Raw genomic sequence first — 19,237 nt, forward strand, 5'->3', positions numbered from 1 at the left:
TACGTGCAAATCTGCTTAATGGATGAAACGGGCGCCACAGACGGCGCCTTATCTGTTCTGGCTGCCCGCTGGGGACTGGAGCATGACGAAGACAACCCGATGGCGCTGGTATTGACGCCGCAACATCTGGAGCTGCGCAAGCGCGACGAACCGAAGCTCGGCGGCATTTTCGTCGATTTTGTCGGCGGCGCGATGGCCCATCGACGTAAGTTCGGCGGCGGGCGCGGCGAAGCGGTGGCGAAAGCCGTTGGTATCAAAGGCGATTATCTGCCGGATGTGGTTGATGCCACGGCCGGACTGGGGCGCGATGCGTTTGTGCTGGCGTCCGTCGGCTGCCGCGTGCGGATGCTGGAGCGTAACCCGGTGGTTGCCGCGCTGCTCGATGACGGTCTGACGCGCGGCTATGCCGATGCGGACATTGGCGGCTGGCTTCAGGAGCGTTTGCAGTTGATTCATGCTTCCAGCCTGACGGCGTTGACTGATATCACGCCGCGCCCGCAGGTGGTCTACCTCGATCCGATGTTTCCTCACCGGCAGAAAAGCGCGCTGGTGAAGAAAGAGATGCGGGTGTTTCAGTCGTTGGTGGGGCCGGATTTAGACGCCGACGGACTGCTGGAACCGGCGCGTCAGTTGGCGACCAAACGCGTGGTGGTCAAACGTCCCGATTATGCGCCGCCGCTGGCGGATGTCGCGACGCCCAACGCCATCGTTACCAAAGGGCATCGGTTTGATATTTATGCCGGAACCCCTCTGACGGAGTAACGGATTGCCCGATGGCGCTACGCTTATCGGGCCTACGATTCTCAATTATTTGTAGGCCGGATAAGGCGTAAGCCGTATCCGGCACTGAGTATTACTGTTCGGTACCTGGCGTATTAATCATTCGGTTTAACCACGGCACCATAATGGCCATCACCACGGTGACCGCCAGCGTTACCAGACCAATTTTGCTAAAGACGCCGGTATAAATTGGCAGCGTCTGTAACGGATCGGTGATGTTTTCCGGTACGGCAGTGAAGGTCGCCACATAACCGCCGAGCAGGAAGGCGGCAGCCTGGGTCAGGAACCACATTCCCAGAATAAAGCCCATCAGATGCTGCGGCACCAGAGCGGCGACCATTGCCAGTCCCAGCGCGCTAATCAGCAACTCGCCCAGACTCTGGAACAGATACACCAGCACGATAAACCACGGCGACGTCAGTCCTTGCGCATCGGCAAACCACATCCCGGCGGCGGCGGCGGTCAGAAAACCCAGCGCGCAGAGGAACATGCCGAGCGTAAACTTCATCGGCATAGTCAGATCTTTGCCTTTGCTACCCAGCCGGGTGTAAATCGCTGCCAGTACCGGACTGGCGACGACCACCCAGAATGGGTTCAGCGCCTGAAAACTCACCGGGTTAATGGCGAATCCAAGAATTTCATGATGCACGTTATTAATCGCAAAGAAGTTCAGCGAGGTAGGCATCTGCGCATACAGAATGTAAAACAGCACGGCTTCAATCATCAGAATAAACGCCACGAACATTTTATTGCGGCCGGTTTTATCCAGACGAAACGCTTCGCGAAAGAAGAAAATAGTGACGACGATAGAAAGGACGATGAGCACCAGATTGGCAATCTTAACGTTGTGCATCAGCCAGGCGCAGAGGAAAATCATGACGACGGTGCCGAGTAGTACCAGCAGAAAATTGCGAAAACGTAGCGGTTTATGATCCGGTTCAGAACCGATATTTTTCACCATGCCACGGCAGGCGAAGTACACCAGAAGCGCAACAATTAAACCAGCGCCGCACAGATTATAGGTCACCGCATAGCCAAATTTATCGGCAATCACCGGCGCCAGCGATAGCGATAACAAAGAACCGATGTTAATCGACATATAAAACAGGGTGAAAGCGCCATCCAGCCGGGGATCTTTAGGCTGATAGCATTTAGAGAGCAGGCTGGCGGGATTGGCTTTAAATAACCCGTTGCCCACGGCAATCGTACCCAGTGCGATAAAAATCAGATCGGGATTTAATAGCGACATGCCGGTCATAAAATAGCCAATCGCCAGCACAATTGCGCCCAGGACCAGGGTGCGTTTAGTCCCTAACAGATGGTCGCCAACATAGCCGCCGATGGAGATCAGGCCATAAACCAGCGCCGCAAAAGCGCCAAAGGTAATAAAGGCCTGTTCCTGAGAAAAACCCAATTGTTTAACGAAAAAGACCGCCAGGATGCCCTGGACGCCGTAATAGCCAAATCGTTCCCATAATTCTACAAAAAAGATCATGAAGAATGGACGAGGTTGCTGCAGCAAGCCCGTAGGTGCAGTTGTATTCATATTCCTTCGCCTTTTAATGCCATCCCGAAACGTATGAGCGCGTATATCAAAACGCGCCGAAAAGACTTACCCTGATATAGACTGCGGTTATTAGCCTGATCAATAGGTTATTATACAAATGATATGCAAACTAATTAATGGATCACACTAATTATGTTTGGTGTGCTGGAATGATGTACTGAGTACTGCGAAGAAGGGGGGATAAACAAAACGCCCACATAAGCGGGCGTTGTTGTTGATAGCCGGAATTTGCCTGATGGTTCAGGCCAACCTGATTGACTATAGACCAGATGCGGTCTTAGCCGCCAGCCGGCACGGCAAGCATTACTCTTCTTCGTCGCGCAGCGGCACAATCAGCATGTCAACGTGAACGGTGTTGATCAGCTGGCGCGCAGAAGACATCAGTTTGCTCCAGAAGTCCTGGTGATGACCGCAAACGACCAGATCCATATCGTATTTCTTGATGGCGTCAACCAGCACCTGGCCCAAATCGCCGCTACCGCTCAGGGTTTCAGTGATAGGGTAGCCAGCGTTGGTAGACAGCTCGGTCAGCGCGTGGTGGGTTTCTTCGGAGATACGTTTCTGCATATCGCCCAGATTGACGTCAATCAGACCGGTGTACAGGTCAGAATAGTTCACATCAACGTGGATGAGGGAGATTTTCGCGTTGTAGGGGCGCGCCATAGAGACCGCTTTTTCAACCAGAACTTTACTTTCCGGGGAGAGATCAACTGCGATAAGAATGTGTTTATAAGCCATAGTGTTACTCCTTCCATAAGTTGTCGATGACCATTGAGCTACTGGCGTTTCTTATGCCGCCGCGTCACCCGCGTCCTGCGAACTCTATGCGCGGGGCTAGCTCAGCCGTTTACCATAACTATCCTTACATTATAGCGACCAGGATAATCCGTCAATCTGCCTTGCTTGCCAGTTAGTTAAACAAAATTTTCAGGGAATTGCATTGATAGTGATTAACCTTCTGGTAAAAAAATTAACTGATCTCCTACAATGTGTATAAGAGCCGTTCGAATGCGGAGCGCTAATATGGACGGCTTTCGTAGTACTCTTTCACTGATTGTCTGGCAGGGTATCGGGGAGCGGTAGTCCCGGAGAGGAACTCCGTGGGCGGGTCGCCGGGGAGGAGATATGATAAGCACCGTCTCACTATTCTGGGCTTTATGTGTCGTTTGCATTGTTAATATGGCGCGCTATTTCTCATCGCTACGCGCACTGTTAGTGGTACTTCGTGGTTGCGATCCTTTGCTCTATCAATATGTCGATGGCGGCGGCTTCTTTACCACGCATGGTCAGCCCAACAAACAGGTGCGCCTGGTATGGTATATCTACGCTCAGCGCTATCGCGATCATCATGATGAAGAATTTATTCGCCGTTGTGAACGCGTGCGCCGCCAGTTTCTGCTGACCAGCGCGTTATGCGGTTTAGTGGTGGTGAGCTTGATTGCGCTCATGATTTGGCACTGAATAAAAAAAGCGGGCCAGTTTCCTGACCCGCTCGTATTAGATAAGCCTCCCGGATGACAGGCCTGTGTTGCTTCATCCTGACAGGCCGGATTAGCGACAGCGCTATCCGGCCCATTTGGCTTAAATAATCTTCAGGGAGAGCCAGTACAGCACGCCGGAAAGAATAATCGCCGCCGGTAACGTAAATACCCAGGCCATCAGAATGCTGGTCACGGTTTTACGCTGCAACCCGCCGCCATCAACGACCATGGTTCCCGCCACTGAAGAGGAGAGTACGTGAGTGGTAGAAACTGGCATACCGGTGTAGCTGGCAAGACCGATAGAGACTGCCGCCGTCATCTGTGCCGACATTCCCTGCGCATACGTCATGCCTTTTTTACCAATTTTCTCGCCGATAGTGGTCGCCACGCGACGCCAGCCGATCATCGTACCAATACCCAGCGCCAACGCCACTGCCATAATGATCCACACTGGCGCATACTCAATGGTGCTTAACATATCGGTCTTCAGCTTTTTCAGCAGGCGCTGGTCATCGCTGCTTACGCCAGGCAATTTCACGACTTTATCGGTCGTGTCGGAAATGCACAGCATAATGCGACGCAACTGACTACGCTGTTCAACGCTTAACTTGTCGTAGCTTTCCACGTTTGCCAGCATCCCTTTCGCACGGTTAAGCGCGTTAATGGTGTTAGCCGGATGGCAGTGGAATTCAGTCGGTTCAGTCGCGCCCGGTTCCGGAGACGGAATCAGTTGGTCAACGCCGGTGACGGCTTTCAGCAGGTCAGGACGCTGCTCAAAGTACGTTTCGACATTGTTGATAGCATCGCGCGTACGGGTGATTTCGTAGCTGGAGGCATTCATATTGACCACGAAACCCGCAGGCGCGACGCCAATCAGCACCAGCATGACCAGGCCAATGCCTTTCTGACCATCGTTCGCGCCATGCGAAAACGCCACGCCGATAGCTGAGAGGATCAGCGCGATACGCGTCCAGAACGGCGGCTTTTTCTTGCCGTCTTTCTTTTCACGTTCGGCTGGCGTCAGGTGGATACGGGCGCGTTTCTTAGTACCGCTCCAGTAGCGGCGCAGCAAGAAAATCAGACCGCCGGCGAATACCAGACCGACAATAGGGGAGATAATGAGTGAACCGAAAATATTGATAACTTTCGGGATGTTAAGCGCATCCACCACTGACGTGCCGGTCATCATCGCATTGGTTAAACCGATGCCGATAATGGCGCCAATCAGCGTGTGGGAACTGGACGCCGGCAACCCGAAATACCAGGTGCCGAGGTTCCAGATAATCGCCGCCAGCAACATGGAAAAGACCATAGCGAGGCCGTGCGCGGAACCCATGTTGAGCAGGAGATCCGTTGGTAGCATATGCACAATGGCATACGCCACGCTGAGACCCCCCAGCAAAACGCCAAAAAAGTTAAACACCGCCGCCATGACAACCGCCAGCTGCGAACGCATCGCACGGGTGTAAATCACGGTTGCGACTGCATTGGCTGTGTCATGGAAACCGTTAATCGCTTCGTAGAACAGCACAAAAGCCAGAGCAAGCAATAATAAAAGCCCGGTATGTAAATCCAGGCCAGCAAACAAATGTAGCATAGGACGTTACGCCATTTTGAGGACATGAACGCGGCGCATTATCAGTGACTTTGGCGGCGCGGGCAAAGTGAAATATAGACTTTTTTTGATGTACTTCGTGCTTTGTTTGATATCACTAAAGAATTATCTTATATATTTCAGATAAATACCATTTTCAGGCGCTTTTCGCGCTGGTGCGACCACTGAGGAAACTTTACAATTCCCGCCCGAATTTGAGAGAGGAAGGCGACGTGGAAAGGTTTGATGCCGTTATTATAGGCGCTGGCGCAGCGGGCATGTTTTGCGCCGCGCAGGCAGGACAGGCGGGTAGCCGCGTGCTGCTCATCGATAATGGCAAGAAGCCAGGACGTAAAATCCTCATGTCCGGCGGTGGACGCTGCAACTTTACTAATCTTTATGTTGAGCCTGCTGCGTATTTGAGCCAGAACCCCCATTTTTGTAAATCAGCGTTAGCCCGCTATACCCAGTGGGACTTTATCGATCTGGTCGGCAGGTATGGGATAGCCTGGCATGAGAAAACGCTGGGACAGCTTTTTTGCGATGATTCCGCCCAACGCATTGTCGATATGCTGGTTGCCGAGTGCGACAAAGGCGGCGTAACGATGCGCCTGCGTAGCGAGGTATTGAGCGTCGAGCGTGATGAGTCGGGTTTCGTACTGGCGTTGAACGGCGAGACGGTGACTACGCAAAAGCTGGTGATTGCCAGCGGCGGCCTGTCGATGCCGGGGCTTGGCGCATCGCCGTTTGGCTATAAAATCGCCGAACAGTTTGGTCTCAAGGTGTTGCCGACGCGCGCCGGGCTGGTGCCCTTTACGCTACATAAGCCGCTGTTAGAACAGATCCAGACGCTGTCTGGCGTCTCTGTGCCCTGCGTGATTACCGCCCGCAATGGCACGGTATTTCGGGAAAACCTACTTTTTACCCATCGTGGGCTGTCCGGCCCCGCTGTTTTACAGATTTCCAGCTACTGGCAACCGGGAGAGTTAGTGAGCATTAACTTATTGCCGGACCTCTCGCTGGAAGACGTTCTCAATGAACAGCGTAACGCGCACCCGAACCAGAGTCTGAAGAACACGCTGGCGATGCATCTGCCGAAACGGTTGGTGGAGTGTTTACAACAGTTGGGGCACATCCCGGATGTATCGCTCAGACAGTTGAACGTTCGTGACCAGCAGGCGTTGGTTGACACGCTTACGGCCTGGCAAGTGCAGCCTAACGGCACCGAAGGCTATCGGACAGCGGAAGTGACGCTGGGCGGCGTGGATACAAACGAACTATCATCGCGGACTATGGAAGCGCGCCGCGTGCCGGGCCTCTATTTTATCGGCGAAGTGATGGACGTCACCGGCTGGTTGGGCGGCTATAACTTCCAGTGGGCGTGGTCGAGCGCCTGGGCCTGTGCGCAGGATTTGGCGGCAAAACGCTAAGTACCATTACAAACAATAAGCGAATAGACATCCCGGACAGAGGTGTTAGTATCGATTTATAGCAGTTATGAGTATGCGTGTTTCATTTACGGCCAGGAACGCTGATGATGACAACATTACTCCCTCTTTTCCGGGTACCTACATCATTCACTCCCTTTGACGGCGAGCGCTTCATCGGCGTCTGTTCGTCGTCTGGCCCCTTTTCTTTTTTCATTCTTATCCCGAATGGAAACCCCCGCTGAGCGCACGCCCGGCGGACTTTGTGACACGCATGGTTAGACAACAGGGATTACGGCGGGTCGATTATGGACAAAATGAAGCGTCATCTGGTGTGGTGGGGAGCGGGGATTCTTGTGGCGGTGGCCGCGATAGCCTGGTGGATGCTGCGCCCTGCGGGAATACCGGAGGGGTTTGCCGCCAGCAACGGCAGAATTGAAGCCACCGAAGTGGATATTGCCACTAAGATTGCCGGGCGTATTGATACCATCCTCGTTTCGGAAGGGCAGTTCGTTCGTCAGGGCGAGGTGCTGGCGAAAATGGATACCCGCGTGCTGCAGGAGCAGCGGCTGGAGGCGATTGCGCAGATTAAAGAGGCCGAAAGCGCGGTTGCCGCCGCCCGTGCCTTGCTGGAGCAACGCCAGAGTGAAATGCGCGCCGCGCAGTCGGTCGTCAAACAGCGGGAAGCTGAGCTGGACTCCGTCTCTAAACGTCACGTGCGTTCCCGTTCGCTGTCGCAGCGTGGCGCGGTATCTGTACAACAGTTAGATGACGATCGCGCGGCGGCGGAAAGCGCGCGCGCCGCCCTGGAGACCGCCAAAGCGCAGGTATCTGCGGCAAAAGCGGCGATTGAGGCGGCGCGTACCAGTATTATCCAGGCGCAAACGCGCGTGGAAGCGGCGCAGGCGACCGAGCGGCGTATTGTCGCCGACATCGACGACAGCGAATTAAAAGCGCCGCGCGATGGACGCGTGCAGTACCGCGTTGCGGAGCCGGGCGAAGTGTTATCGGCTGGCGGCCGGGTGTTGAACATGGTCGATCTCAGCGATGTTTATATGACATTTTTCCTGCCGACCGAACAGGCGGGGTTGTTGAAGATCGGCGGCGAAGCGCGACTGGTGCTGGACGCCGCGCCGGATCTGCGTATTCCGGCGACGATCAGTTTTGTCGCCAGCGTGGCGCAGTTCACACCCAAAACCGTGGAAACCCACGATGAACGGCTGAAGCTGATGTTCCGTGTCAAAGCGCGTATTCCGCCAGAGCTACTGCGACAGCATCTGGAATATGTCAAAACCGGTTTGCCGGGAATGGCCTGGGTTCGTCTGGATGAGCGCGTGCCCTGGCCTGACGCTCTAAGCGTGAGGCTGTCGCAATGACGTCGCTGAAGCTGGTGCCTGTTCCTCCCGTGGCGCAGCTTGAGGGGGTGAGCCAGCATTACGGAAAAACGGTCGCGCTGAACAATATCACGCTGGACATTCCCGCCCGTAGTATGGTCGGGCTGATTGGTCCGGACGGGGTGGGTAAGTCGAGCCTGCTGTCGCTGATTTCTGGCGCGCGGGTGATTGAGCAAGGGAACGTTATCGTCCTGGGCGGCGATATGCGCGATGCGAAACATCGCCGCGACGTCTGTCCGCGCATCGCCTGGATGCCGCAGGGGCTGGGGAAAAACCTTTATCACACGCTATCGGTTTATGAGAACGTCGATTTTTTCGCTCGTCTCTTTGGTCATGACAAAGCTGAACGCGAAGCGCGTATTACCGAGCTGCTGAACAGCACCGGCCTGGCGCCGTTTCGTGATCGTCCTGCCGGGAAGCTGTCCGGTGGGATGAAACAAAAGCTGGGGCTGTGCTGTGCGCTGATTCATGACCCGGAATTGCTGATTCTTGATGAGCCTACCACCGGCGTGGACCCGCTCTCCCGCGCTCAGTTCTGGGACTTAATCGACAGTATCCGCCAACGGCAGACCAATATGAGCGTGTTGGTCGCAACGGCCTATATGGAAGAGGCGGAGCGTTTTGACTGGCTGGTGGCGATGAATGCGGGCGAGATACTGGCAACCGGCAGCGCGCAGCAACTGCGGGCAAAAACCCATAGCGCGACGCTGGAACAGGCATTTATCGCCCTGTTGCCAGAAGCGCAGCGCCAGGCGCATAAGCCAGTGGTGATCCCGCCGTATCACGCTGATCAGGAAGAGATGGCCATTGAGGCGAAAGATCTGACCATGCGCTTCGGTAAGTTCGTCGCGGTTGACCATGTTAATTTCCGCATTCCGCGCGGCGAGATTTTTGGCTTCCTCGGTTCAAACGGTTGCGGCAAATCGACCACCATGAAAATGCTGACCGGTCTGCTTCCCGCCAGCGAAGGCCAGGCCTGGCTATTTGGCCAGCCGGTAGACCCGAACGACATCGATACTCGTCGCCGGGTCGGGTATATGTCGCAGGCTTTTTCGCTCTATAACGAACTCACCGTGCGGCAGAATCTGGAACTTCATGCCCGCCTGTTTCATATTCCGCCAGCGGAGATCCCGGCGCGCGTCGCGCAGATGATCGAACGCTTTATGCTAACGGAGGTGGAAGATACGCTCCCCGCTTCGTTGCCGCTCGGTATCCGCCAGCGTTTATCGCTGGCGGTAGCGGTGATCCATCGCCCGGAAATGCTGATTCTTGATGAGCCAACGTCCGGCGTTGATCCGGTCGCCAGGGATATGTTCTGGCAGCTTATGGTCGATCTTTCGCGTCAGGATAAGGTGACGATTTTTATCTCGACCCATTTTATGAACGAAGCGGAACGTTGCGACCGAATGTCATTGATGCACGCCGGTAAAGTGCTCGCCAGCGGTACGCCGCAGGAATTGGTGCAACAGCGGGGCGCGGCCAATCTGGAAGCGGCGTTTATCTCCTGGCTACAGGAAGCTGCGGGAGCGGCGCCTGAAACCCCAATACCGCCATCCCAGACGCCTGCCGCGTCAGGTAAACCGTCGCGGCAGGGATTGAGCTTCCGGCGTTTGTTCAGCTACAGTCGCCGCGAAGCGCTGGAGCTACGCCGCGATCCGGTACGCTCGACGCTGGCGCTGCTGGGAACGGTAATTCTGATGCTGATTATGGGCTATGGCATCAGTATGGACGTGGAGAACCTGCGTTTTGCCGTCCTCGACCGCGATCAAACCGTCAGCAGCCAGGCATGGTCGCTCAATCTGGCGGGATCGCGCTATTTTATCGAACAGCCGCCGCTCGCCAGCTATGACGAGCTTGACCGGCGGATGCGTTCGGGAGAGTTGGCGGTTGCCATTGAGATCCCGCCTAATTTTGGCCGCGATATTGCTCGCGGTACGCCAGCGCAGATTGGCGTCTGGGTGGATGGCGCCATGCCCAGCCGCGCCGAGACGGTGAAGGGGTACGTTCAGGCGATGCACCAAAGCTGGCTGCAGGAGGCGGCAAGTCGTCAGCCGAACCCGGTTAAACAGACCGGGCTGCTCAACATTGAAACGCGCTATCGTTATAACCCGGATGTGAAAAGTCTGCCCGCTATCGTTCCGGCGGTCATTCCGCTGCTGCTCATGATGATCCCGTCAATGCTTAGCGCCCTGAGCGTGGTGCGGGAGAAAGAGCTGGGGTCGATGATTAATCTGTACGTAACGCCGACGACGCGCAGCGAATTTTTGCTGGGTAAACAACTGCCGTATATCGCGCTGGGTATGCTGAACTTCTTGCTACTGTGCGCGCTGTCGGTCTTTGTGTTCGGCGTGCCGCTGAAAGGCAGCTTTCTCACGCTTACCCTCGCGGCGCTGCTTTATGTCATCATCGCCACCGGTCTGGGGCTGCTGATCTCCACGTTTATGAAGAGCCAAATCGCCGCTATTTTTGGGACGTCGATTATTACCCTCATTCCGGCAACACAATTTTCCGGCATGATCGATCCGGTGGCTTCGCTGGAAGGACCGGGAAGATGGATCGGCGAGATCTACCCGACCAGTCATTTTCTGACGATCGCGCGCGGGACGTTTTCCAAAGCGTTGGATCTGTCCGATCTCTGGCCGTTATTTATGCCGTTACTGATTGCCGTCCCGGTGGTGATGGGTCTGAGCATTCTGCTGCTGAAAAAACAGGAGGGGTAATGCGCGGATTACGTAATATTTATAACCTCGGCGTTAAAGAACTGAGCAGTCTGCTGGGCGACAAAGCGATGCTGGCGCTGATCGTCTTCGCCTTTACGATTTCGGTTTACTCCTCCGCTACCGTCCTGCCCGGTTCGTTGCATCTTGCCCCTATCGCCATCGCCGATATGGATCAGTCTCAGTTGTCGAACCGTATTGTGAATAGTTTTTACCGCCCGTGGTTTCTGCCGCCGGAGATGATTACGGCAACGGAAATGGATGCCGGACTGGATGCCGGACGCTATACCTTTGCGGTCAATATTCCGCCGAATTTCCAGCGTGATGTGCTGGTCGGACGTCAGCCTGATATTCAGATTAACGTCGATGCGACGCGCATGAGCCAGGCGTTTACCGGCAACAGTTATATCCAGAATATTATTAGCGGCGAGGTCAACAGCTTTGTGGCGCGCGCGCGAGGAGATAACGTTCAGCCGGTGTCGCTGGAGATTCGGATGCGCTTTAACCCGAATCTGGACCCGGCGTGGTTTGGCGGCGTGATGGCGATTATCAACAACATTACCATGCTGGCGATAGTGCTGACCGGATCGGCGCTGATCCGCGAGCGAGAACACGGCACGGTAGAGCATCTGTTGGTGATGCCGGTCACGCCCTTTGAGATCATGATGGCAAAAGTATGGTCGATGGGGCTGGTTGTGCTGATGGTTTCCGGTTTGTCTTTGATGCTGATGGTGAAAGGCGTACTTGGTGTACCGATTGAAGGATCGATCCCATTGTTTATGTTGGGCGTAGCGCTGAGCCTGTTCGCCACCACTTCAATTGGGATTTTTATGGGCACCATCGCCCGTTCGATGCCGCAACTGGGGTTATTAATGATTCTGGTGCTGTTGCCGCTACAAATGCTTTCCGGCGGTTCCACGCCGCGCGAAAGTATGCCGCAGGCGGTGCAGGATATTATGCTGACCATGCCGACGACGCATTTTGTCAGCCTTGCCCAGGCTATTCTTTATCGCGGCGCAGGTTTGAGTATCGTCTGGCCGCAGTTCCTGACCCTGCTGGCGATAGGCGGCGTGTTCTTCCTGATAGCGCTGTTACGCTTCAGAAAAACGATTGGCACAATGGCGTAAACATTATTGCCGGATGGCGGCTGCGCCTCATCCGGCCTACAAACGACGACGTGCGAACGTAGGCCGGGCAAGCGAAGCGCCCCCGGCGTTAGTCTTCTTTCGGCAAACACTGCAAGTGGCCGTGGCGCACGCCGCGCTGGGCGATAACATCATCGGCAAAATGCTGTACGTCGCCCATATCGCCCTTCAGAACGGCGATCTCCAGACAGTCATCGTGGTTGATATGGACGTGCAGCGTGGCGACGGATAAATCATGATGATGATGCTGGGTGGAGACGATGCGGCTGGCTAAATCCCGTTTCTCATGTTCATAAACATATGAAAGTACCGCGAAACCCTGTGTACCGTGTTCCTGGGTGGCCTCCTGCGCCAGAGCGCCGCGCAAAATATCACGGATCGCTTCGGAGCGATTGTTATAGCCGCGTCGCTGGCTCAGGCTGTCCAGCGTTTCCAGTAAATCGTCATCGAGGGTGATGGTGACACGTTGCATCTGACTTAAACCTTTTGGTATGGCGCGTCGGCGCATGGGAAGCTCCGCATTTTGTAACACACGTCCGCCGCCAGAGGGAAAAATTAATGTGTCATAGCGCTTTCGTTATCGTCTGCGGCGTCAGCGTAAACGGTGTGGGGGTACAGACTGCCAGACTGAGCGTATCGAGCTGACACTGGCTGACCGACAAGGCAGAGGGCAACGTGCTGTCCACGCTGACGATTTGCCAGGCGCTGCCGCCGCGTTGTTTTACGATGGCTTCTTTACGCGTCCAGATACGCCAGAAGGCCGCCAGTTGTCGCTCCGGACGTTCCGCTTCCATTTCAGCATGTTCGCCGAGGCTGAATACCGCATTTGCCAGCGAACGCCAGTTATCGCGCGGGCGGATCACTTCAATATCGCAGCCGACTTCACCTTCGTCGCTAAGCAACAGAGCAATAGTGTCGCCGCTATGGCTGAGGTTAAACCACAGCGGCGTTCCGGCGGAAAAAGCCGGTTTACCCTGTTCGCCATACACCATCTCCGGTAGCGGCGAGAACGCACGGGAAAGCAGCACGCGCCCGGCCAGCCAGCTTGCCCGGCGAACGCCCTGCGGCGCCTGAGCGATTAACGCGTCGGGCAATTGACCTGCGCTTAATGTTGACACTTTTCCCAGAACGATCTGGTACATATCAGGACCAACGTTGCCTATGAAGAAGAGGAGATTGTAGCATCTGTCGCCTCATCCCGGTAAACGGCTTTTCGGTCGGCCTGGCCCCAGTAAGATCGCCAGTTTGCTGCCGCCTTTAGTGGTTTCCATCCAGATTTTGCAGACGCTGGTCAAAGGAACGGACAAGAGCATCCCGACCGGGCCTAATAGCCATCCCCAGACCAGTAACGAAAGAAATACCACCAGCGTGGACATCCCCAGACGATGGCCCATCGTGCGTGGCTCCATAATGTTGCCAATCACCATATGGACCACCAAAAAGAGCGCGCCGACCAGTACGCACTCGTAAAAACCGTTAAATAACAGCGCCTGAATCATGGGGGGAACGGCGGAAATCACCGAGCCGATATTAGGAACGTAATTGAGCAAAAAAGCCAGTACGCCCCACATTAGCGCAAACTGAATACCCATTAACGCCAGCCCCAGCCAGATAATCGCGCCCGTCCATAAACTGAGCAGCGTTTTCAGCGCCAGATAATGCGAGACGCCTTTCAGGGCGCGGTGCAGGCCGGCAATATGAATTTGTGGATTGTTTAGCGCGAAACGTAATTTATAAGGCACGTGACGCACCTCAAACAGCATAAAAACCACGGTCATCACCAGCAGCACAATGCTTGCCATCGCGCCCGATACGCCGGTCATTAATGTTGTGGTGAAGAGCATGATTTTATCGGAATCCATCCCGCGGAGCATACGTTCCGGCGACATATGTAAATTCAGGAAGGGCATTAACTCCTGAAGGTGTAAGACTTTACGAGTCAGCTCCTTGCTGTATTTAGGCAGCATAGCGATAAATTCATTAAGCGATGCGGCAAGCACACCCACCAGCGCGGTAAGCACGATCAGCATGACAACCACCACGATAGTAATCGCCAGCGGTCGCTTCACGCCCCGACGAATAAACCAGGTCACTAATGGGTTAAGAACGATGGCGAAAAAGAGCGCCAGCAAGAGTTGTACAATAATATCCGCCGCGGCATGAATCCCGGCGAGAATAATAACCAGGGAGGCCAGTTTCAGCAGAATATGCATACCCGTTTTGTCGGGTTGAGCGGTTGCCATGAAGTTTTCCTTGTTGTGTTTTTTTCTAAGTGTAGCGGCTGCCCTGATACCGATAATCTGAATCTCACTACTGATTTTCACCGCGCGCCATGATAGAAAAGAAAACATGTTGTAAAAATGCGGTGATACTCATGCCCGAACCCGTCGCTGAACCGGCGCTAAACGGATTGCGCCTCAATCTGCGTATTGTCTCCATTGTGATGTTTAACTTTGCCAGCTACCTGACCATCGGCCTGCCGCTCGCCGTCTTGCCCGGCTATGTGCATGATGCGATGGGATTCAGCGCGTTCTGGGCGGGGCTTATTATCAGCCTGCAATACTTCGCCACTCTGTTAAGCCGTCCCCATGACGGGCGGTATGCGGATGTATTAGGGCCGAAAAAAATCGTTGTCTTTGGCTTATGCGGCTGTTTTTTAAGCGGACTCGGCTACCTGCTGGCGGATATCGCCAGCGCCTGGCCGATGATCAGTTTGTTGCTACTGGGGCTGGGTCGCGTGATTTTAGGGATTGGGCAAAGTTTTGCTGGCACCGGTTCAACACTGTGGGGCATCGGCGTCGTCGGGTCGTTGCATATTGGTCGGGTTATCTCCTGGAACGGTATCGTCACCTACGGCGCAATGGCGATGGGCGCGCCGCTGGGCGTGCTGTGTTATGCCTGGGGCGGGTTACAGGGACTGGCGCTAACGGTGATGGGCGTGGCGCTGTTGGCGATACTGTTAGCCCTTCCACGTCCGTCGGTGAAGGCGAACAAAGGCAAGCCGCTGCCGTTTCGCGCGGTGCTGGGGCGTGTCTGGCTGTATGGTATGGCGTTGGCGCTGGCCTCGGCAGGGTTTGGCGTCATCGCGACGTTTATTACCTTATTTTATGATGCTAAAGGTTGGGATGGCGCCGCCTTTGCGCTTACGTTATTTAGCGTCGCGTTTGTCGGCACGCGTTTGCTGTTCCCTAACGGCATCAATCGTTTAGGCGGGTTGAATGTCGCCATGATCTGCTTTGGCGTGGAGATTATTGGTCTGTTACTGGTGGGGACAGCAGCCATGCCGTGGATGGCAAAAATCGGCGTTTTACTCACGGGGATGGGGTTTTCGCTGGTCTTTCCGGCGCTGGGCGTGGTGGCCGTCAAAGCCGTGCCGCCGCAGAACCAGGGCGCGGCGCTGGCGACCTATACCGTCTTTATGGATATGTCTTTGGGGGGTACCGGGCCGCTGGCGGGGCTGGTGATGACCTGGGCGGGCGTGCCGGTGATTTATCTGGCGGCGGCCGGGCTGGTAGCGATGGCGCTATTGCTGACCTGGCGCTTAAAAAAACGGCCTCCGTCTGCACTGCCGGAGGCCGCATCATCGTCGTAAAGGTTACTTAATAACCAACGTATTGATGATGTTTTCAGCCGTGGTTTGCGCTTTTTGCTGATTGTCCGCAGGCAGCGTGACCTGAATCGTCAGCAATTGGTTATCCACTTTGCCCAGCACGATGGAAGAATACGCCGTCTGTCCCTTCGCGGAGATAATGCTGTCCAGTTGTTGCAACGTATGGCCTTTGAGCTCAATAGACTTATTGGTGACGACCTGAAGCTGCGGGTCGCGGCTACGCTGTTGCTCAAGCAGGCGGTTTGCCAGCACCGGCAACGCTTCATCGGTATTATCGCCGACGATAACAATCACCGCTTTCTGGCCCGTCGGGTCAGAATAAACGTGCATATTATTCGCCTGGGTGCCCAGCTTACCGCTTTGATCGGTCATATCCGCCGGCAGCGAGAAACTGAGTTTGCCATCCATCAGGCTGATGGGCTGACCGGATGCCTGGCTTTCCGCGGCGGCGCTTTCTGCCGACGCTTTTGTATCGTTGTTATCACAGGCCGCAAGCCCCATAACCAGCAGGCCAATACCGGCATATTTAACCAAATTGCGCATTGACTTCTTCCTTTCGATAAACGGCCATAACGGCTCATTCGCTCATCTTATCACAACTCGGAAAACGAACCTTTAACTTGCCGGTAATGGGGAAATTTCAGATTTATCTGCCAGCTTTTTCAGCAACATATTCAGTAGAACGCCGTACATCGGCAGGAAGAAAATAATGCTGATGAGCACCTTAAAGCAATAATCCACCAGCGCAATTTCCATCCAGTGTTCGGCCATAAACGCATCGGGGCTTCGCCAGAACGCAATGAAGAAAAAGGCAAGGGTATCGCTGATATTGCCAAACAGCGTTGAAGCAGTCGGCGCCAGCCACCAGCGACGATTTTGGCGCAGGCGGTTAAACACATGGACATCAAGGATCTGTCCCAGCGCGTAGGCCATAAAGCTGGCGGCGGCGATACGGGCGACAAACAGATTAAAGTCCGCCAACGCGGCGAAACCTTGCCAGGCGCCCATATAGAACAGCGATGACACCACATACGACACCAGCAGCGCAGGGATCATGACGGCGAAGATAATGCGGCGCGCCAGAGGTGCGCCAAAAATACGCACGGTAAGATCGGTGGCGAGAAAAATAAAAGGAAAACTAAACGCGCCCCAGGTCGTGTGGAAACCAAAAATAGTGATAGGGAGCTGCACCAGATAGTTACTGGAAATGATCACCAGTAAATGGAATAGCGATAGCCAGAACAACGCTTTTACGCGCTGTGATTGTGTAAACGGAGTCATATTGTGACCTTTTTGTTGGATGGGGTGAGGGAACCCAATAAAGAACCGCCGCATAATACTGTTTTGCGCTGGCATTGCAATGGCTAATTTTCACGCAATCGTTAACCTGCCTGGCTTACTGACGAAGATGGGCGTAAAATATCGCCGTTTTTCTACCATTGAGACGAAGATGAGCGATCTGTTTTCCTCCCCTGACCATACGCTTGACGCCCTGGGGCTGCGTTGCCCTGAACCGGTAATGATGGTGCGCAAAACGGTGCGCAACATGCAAACTGGCGAAACATTGCTGATTATCGCCGACGATCCGGCGACGACGCGTGATATTCCGGGGTTCTGTACCTTTATGGAACACGATTTGCTGGCGCAAGAGACGGAGGGTCTGCCGTACCGCTATTTATTGCGTAAAGCGCATTAACCGCACGGCAGATACTATTCTGATTAGAAGCTTTCCCAGTTCGCCTGTTCTGCGGCGGGCTGTGGCGTTAAACCTTTGCTTAACGTCGTTGGCGACGCCTCCCGACGAGGCTGTTTCTGGATGCGGAACGCGGCGACCGCCTGACGAAGTTCGTTAGCCTGATCTTCCAGCGCCGCCGCCGCTGCTGCGGATTCCTCTACCAGCGAGGCGTTTTGCTGCGTCACGCTGTCCATTTCCGATACCGCCTGCGCCACTTGCTCAATGCCTTTGCTTTGCTCATCGGAGGCAGAGGCGATTTCGCCCATAATATCGGTCACGCGGGTCACGGCGTTGACGATCTCTTTCATGGTTTCTCCCGCTTCGCGTACCTGCGTAGAGCCGGTATCAATGCGCGACACGGAGTTTTCAATCAGCACTTTGATCTCTTTGGCGGCCTGCGCGCTACGGCTGGCCAACGTGCGTACCGGCCACGACCGCGAATCCTCGCCCCTGTTCGCCGGCACGGGCGGCTTCTACCGCGGCGTTCAGCGCCAGGATATTAGTCTGGAAGGCGATACCGTCAATCACGCTGGTGATGTCCACGATTTTTTCCGAACTTTCGGCGATATCGTTCATGGTGTTCACTACGTTATCCACCACGCGTCCTCCTTTACGCGCGGTTTCTGATGCGGTTTTCGCCAGACCCGTCGCCTGTCGTGCGTTATCGGTGTTTTGCCGTACCGTGGCGGTTAACTGTTCCATGCTGGCGGCGGTCTCTTCCAGCGCCGAGGCCTGTTGTTCGGTACGGGAAGAGAGGTCGCTGCTGCCGGCGGAAATTTCGCCTGCGCCAGTATAGATAGAGTCCGCGTTATCGCGCACCGCGCTGACGGTACGGATTAACGACTGCTGCATCGTTTTAAGACCGGCGGCCAGTTGGCCCATTTCACTGCGTCCTTCGGCCTCTATCTCATGGGTAAGATCGCCGTCGGCGATCGTTTGAATGTGCGCCATAATCCGTTGCAGCGGGCGGAGTAGAACGCGTTGCAGCCCCAGCCAGATAAACGCCAGCACGATGAGTACGATAAGTAGAATTATCCCCAGCGTCCATTGCATCTGGGTAAAGCTGCTCTGATTCTGATCGCTGGCTAATTTTATTAATTGCGCATTTTGAGAGAGCCACTGGTCATATACCTGCTCCATGTCATCCTGCGCTTTTTGCGCGTCAAGGTTGCCATAGGCGGCGTAATTATCGGCTTTAAGATAGTGGATAGACTGCTGCAAAACGTCATACATCTGCTTAAAGCTGGCTTCGGCCTGGGCATCCAACGCCGGATCTTTGCCCGCGATCGCTTCGGAGTTCACGTAGTTGTTGAAATGCTTTTCCGCTTCGTTGAGCGACGCGCCAGCGTTGGTTAACAGCGTGTTCATGGCGTCCAGTGAGGCGGGATCGCGCTGATTTTTTAACATGCGTATCGCCACGCGGTTAATGGTGACGCGGGTTTCGATCAATGTCTGAAAACTGCCGCCCAGTTCCTGTTGTTGGTAACTCAGCGCGCTCGCATTCTGGAAATTCAGCCGATCGCTGCTGACGGCGGAATAAAACAGTATTCCTGTCACCAACAATAAGGCGCTAAATATGCCCAGCGTCGCGATAACGCCGGTGATGACTTTGATATTTTTCATAGTGCCTAACATTCCTTATTTTGTAGACGGTATGATCAATATCGGTTGGATAAATATTAACCTTACATCAAATCACGCTATTTCTGATTAATGGTTTGATAAGTAATAGAAAATAAATAATTTTCGCGTGAATAATATGTACAAAGAAAGGAATATCGCGGGAT

Annotated in this window: 16 protein-coding genes and 1 pseudogene; 8 read left to right on the forward strand and 9 right to left on the reverse strand. The window is 54.6% G+C overall.

What is annotated here, in order from left to right; genetic code table 11:
• Positions 1-3: 3 nt before the first annotated feature.
• On the forward strand, positions 4-762 hold the full coding sequence (gene rsmJ / locus ACFK9X_RS01280) for a 16S rRNA (guanine(1516)-N(2))-methyltransferase RsmJ (RefSeq protein WP_001165127.1): 759 nt from the start codon (positions 4-6) through the stop codon (positions 760-762).
• Positions 763-853: 91 nt separating this feature from the next.
• Here the strand turns inward: rsmJ and dtpB are convergent, their stop codons facing one another.
• On the reverse strand, positions 854-2,326 hold the full coding sequence (gene dtpB, locus ACFK9X_RS01285; protein WP_151115306.1) for a dipeptide/tripeptide permease DtpB: 1,473 nt from the start codon (positions 2,324-2,326) through the stop codon (positions 854-856).
• A gap of 324 nt (positions 2,327-2,650) precedes the next feature.
• A complete protein-coding gene (gene uspA, locus ACFK9X_RS01290; RefSeq protein WP_000323565.1) occupies positions 2,651-3,085 on the reverse strand; it encodes a universal stress protein UspA in 435 nt (144 codons plus the stop codon).
• Positions 3,086-3,472: 387 nt separating this feature from the next.
• Here uspA and uspB point away from each other — a divergent pair, with 387 nt between their 5' ends.
• Positions 3,473-3,808 carry a universal stress protein UspB gene (gene uspB / locus ACFK9X_RS01295; RefSeq protein WP_000626193.1) on the forward strand — a complete coding sequence of 112 codons (336 nt, stop codon included), beginning with the start codon at positions 3,473-3,475 and terminating at the stop codon, positions 3,806-3,808.
• Between the two features lie 120 nt (positions 3,809-3,928).
• On the opposite strand, the gene pitA is transcribed toward uspB, so the two are convergent.
• Positions 3,929-5,425: an inorganic phosphate transporter PitA gene (gene pitA / locus ACFK9X_RS01300; protein ID WP_000902764.1), complete on the reverse strand. Its 1,497-nt coding sequence runs from the start codon at positions 5,423-5,425 to the stop codon at positions 3,929-3,931.
• A 230-nt stretch (positions 5,426-5,655) separates the two neighbouring features.
• Here pitA and ACFK9X_RS01305 point away from each other — a divergent pair, with 230 nt between their 5' ends.
• From ACFK9X_RS01305 to ACFK9X_RS01320, 4 genes are all read left to right on the forward strand, one after another.
• The gene (locus ACFK9X_RS01305) at positions 5,656-6,852 is read left to right on the forward strand and encodes an NAD(P)/FAD-dependent oxidoreductase (RefSeq protein ID WP_151115308.1); all 1,197 of its coding nucleotides are present in this window, start codon (positions 5,656-5,658) and stop codon (positions 6,850-6,852) included.
• A gap of 305 nt (positions 6,853-7,157) precedes the next feature.
• Entirely contained in the window at positions 7,158-8,225 is a 1,068-nt protein-coding gene (locus tag ACFK9X_RS01310) for an HlyD family secretion protein (RefSeq protein ID WP_000359836.1), read from the forward strand.
• Positions 8,222-10,963 (forward strand): ribosome-associated ATPase/putative transporter RbbA, encoded by a 2,742-nt coding sequence (gene rbbA, locus ACFK9X_RS01315; protein WP_151115310.1) that lies wholly within the window; start codon positions 8,222-8,224, stop codon positions 10,961-10,963. Before ACFK9X_RS01310 ends, rbbA begins: the two co-directional genes overlap by 4 nt.
• Entirely contained in the window at positions 10,963-12,087 is a 1,125-nt protein-coding gene (locus ACFK9X_RS01320) for an ABC transporter permease (RefSeq protein ID WP_151115312.1), read from the forward strand. Before rbbA ends, ACFK9X_RS01320 begins: the two co-directional genes overlap by 1 nt.
• 88 nt (positions 12,088-12,175) lie before the next feature.
• Here the strand turns inward: ACFK9X_RS01320 and nikR are convergent, their stop codons facing one another.
• The 3 genes from nikR to ACFK9X_RS01335 form a co-directional block, all read right to left on the reverse strand.
• Positions 12,176-12,577 (reverse strand): nickel-responsive transcriptional regulator NikR, encoded by a 402-nt coding sequence (gene nikR / locus ACFK9X_RS01325; protein ID WP_001190057.1) that lies wholly within the window; start codon positions 12,575-12,577, stop codon positions 12,176-12,178.
• Between the two features lie 91 nt (positions 12,578-12,668).
• Positions 12,669-13,247, reverse strand: coding sequence for a 4'-phosphopantetheinyl transferase AcpT (acpT, locus tag ACFK9X_RS01330; RefSeq protein WP_151115314.1), 579 nt, complete (start codon positions 13,245-13,247; stop codon positions 12,669-12,671).
• Positions 13,248-13,298: 51 nt separating this feature from the next.
• Complete coding sequence (locus tag ACFK9X_RS01335) at positions 13,299-14,348, reverse strand: AI-2E family transporter (RefSeq protein WP_151115316.1); 1,050 nt, start codon at positions 14,346-14,348, stop codon at positions 13,299-13,301.
• 89 nt (positions 14,349-14,437) lie between these two features.
• Here ACFK9X_RS01335 and ACFK9X_RS01340 point away from each other — a divergent pair, with 89 nt between their 5' ends.
• Entirely contained in the window at positions 14,438-15,697 is a 1,260-nt protein-coding gene (locus ACFK9X_RS01340; protein ID WP_151115318.1) for an MFS transporter, read from the forward strand.
• A 3-nt stretch (positions 15,698-15,700) separates the two neighbouring features.
• On the opposite strand, the gene ACFK9X_RS01345 is transcribed toward ACFK9X_RS01340, so the two are convergent.
• Positions 15,701-16,258, reverse strand: a complete 558-nt coding sequence (locus ACFK9X_RS01345; protein WP_001245277.1) for a DcrB family lipoprotein — start codon at positions 16,256-16,258, stop codon at positions 15,701-15,703.
• A 72-nt stretch (positions 16,259-16,330) separates the two neighbouring features.
• Positions 16,331-16,996, reverse strand: coding sequence for a 7-cyano-7-deazaguanine/7-aminomethyl-7-deazaguanine transporter (locus ACFK9X_RS01350; RefSeq protein WP_001522053.1), 666 nt, complete (start codon positions 16,994-16,996; stop codon positions 16,331-16,333).
• A gap of 169 nt (positions 16,997-17,165) precedes the next feature.
• Between ACFK9X_RS01350 and tusA the strand changes: the two genes are divergently transcribed.
• Positions 17,166-17,411 carry a sulfurtransferase TusA gene (gene tusA / locus ACFK9X_RS01355; protein ID WP_001541054.1) on the forward strand — a complete coding sequence of 82 codons (246 nt, stop codon included), beginning with the start codon at positions 17,166-17,168 and terminating at the stop codon, positions 17,409-17,411.
• Between the two features lie 23 nt (positions 17,412-17,434).
• On the opposite strand, the pseudogene ACFK9X_RS01360 reads toward tusA, so the two are convergent.
• Positions 17,435-19,073 (reverse strand): annotated as a pseudogene (locus ACFK9X_RS01360) (methyl-accepting chemotaxis citrate transducer).
• Positions 19,074-19,237: the final 164 nt, after the last annotated feature.

This window comes from Salmonella sp. WC3 (assembly GCF_042932255.1).
In the GTDB taxonomy this organism is placed as follows: Bacteria; Pseudomonadota; Gammaproteobacteria; order Enterobacterales; family Enterobacteriaceae; genus Salmonella; species Salmonella enterica.

What these genes read in the sequence shown, in the direction of transcription:
- dtpB (WP_151115306.1), bottom strand. Translation starts at nt 2,326, where the DNA reads ATGAATACAACTGCACCTACGGGCTTGCTGCAGCAACCTCGTCCATTC.
- uspA (WP_000323565.1), bottom strand. Translation starts at nt 3,085, where the DNA reads ATGGCTTATAAACACATTCTTATCGCAGTTGATCTCTCCCCGGAAAGT.
- uspB (WP_000626193.1), top strand. Translation starts at nt 3,473, where the DNA reads ATGATAAGCACCGTCTCACTATTCTGGGCTTTATGTGTCGTTTGCATT.
- pitA (WP_000902764.1), bottom strand. Translation starts at nt 5,425, where the DNA reads ATGCTACATTTGTTTGCTGGCCTGGATTTACATACCGGGCTTTTATTA.
- ACFK9X_RS01310 (WP_000359836.1), top strand. Translation starts at nt 7,158, where the DNA reads ATGGACAAAATGAAGCGTCATCTGGTGTGGTGGGGAGCGGGGATTCTT.
- rbbA (WP_151115310.1), top strand. Translation starts at nt 8,222, where the DNA reads ATGACGTCGCTGAAGCTGGTGCCTGTTCCTCCCGTGGCGCAGCTTGAG.
- ACFK9X_RS01320 (WP_151115312.1), top strand. Translation starts at nt 10,963, where the DNA reads ATGCGCGGATTACGTAATATTTATAACCTCGGCGTTAAAGAACTGAGC.
- nikR (WP_001190057.1), bottom strand. Translation starts at nt 12,577, where the DNA reads ATGCAACGTGTCACCATCACCCTCGATGACGATTTACTGGAAACGCTG.
- acpT (WP_151115314.1), bottom strand. Translation starts at nt 13,247, where the DNA reads ATGTACCAGATCGTTCTGGGAAAAGTGTCAACATTAAGCGCAGGTCAA.
- ACFK9X_RS01335 (WP_151115316.1), bottom strand. Translation starts at nt 14,348, where the DNA reads ATGGCAACCGCTCAACCCGACAAAACGGGTATGCATATTCTGCTGAAA.
- ACFK9X_RS01340 (WP_151115318.1), top strand. Translation starts at nt 14,438, where the DNA reads ATGATAGAAAAGAAAACATGTTGTAAAAATGCGGTGATACTCATGCCC.
- ACFK9X_RS01345 (WP_001245277.1), bottom strand. Translation starts at nt 16,258, where the DNA reads ATGCGCAATTTGGTTAAATATGCCGGTATTGGCCTGCTGGTTATGGGG.
- ACFK9X_RS01350 (WP_001522053.1), bottom strand. Translation starts at nt 16,996, where the DNA reads ATGACTCCGTTTACACAATCACAGCGCGTAAAAGCGTTGTTCTGGCTA.
- tusA (WP_001541054.1), top strand. Translation starts at nt 17,166, where the DNA reads ATGAGCGATCTGTTTTCCTCCCCTGACCATACGCTTGACGCCCTGGGG.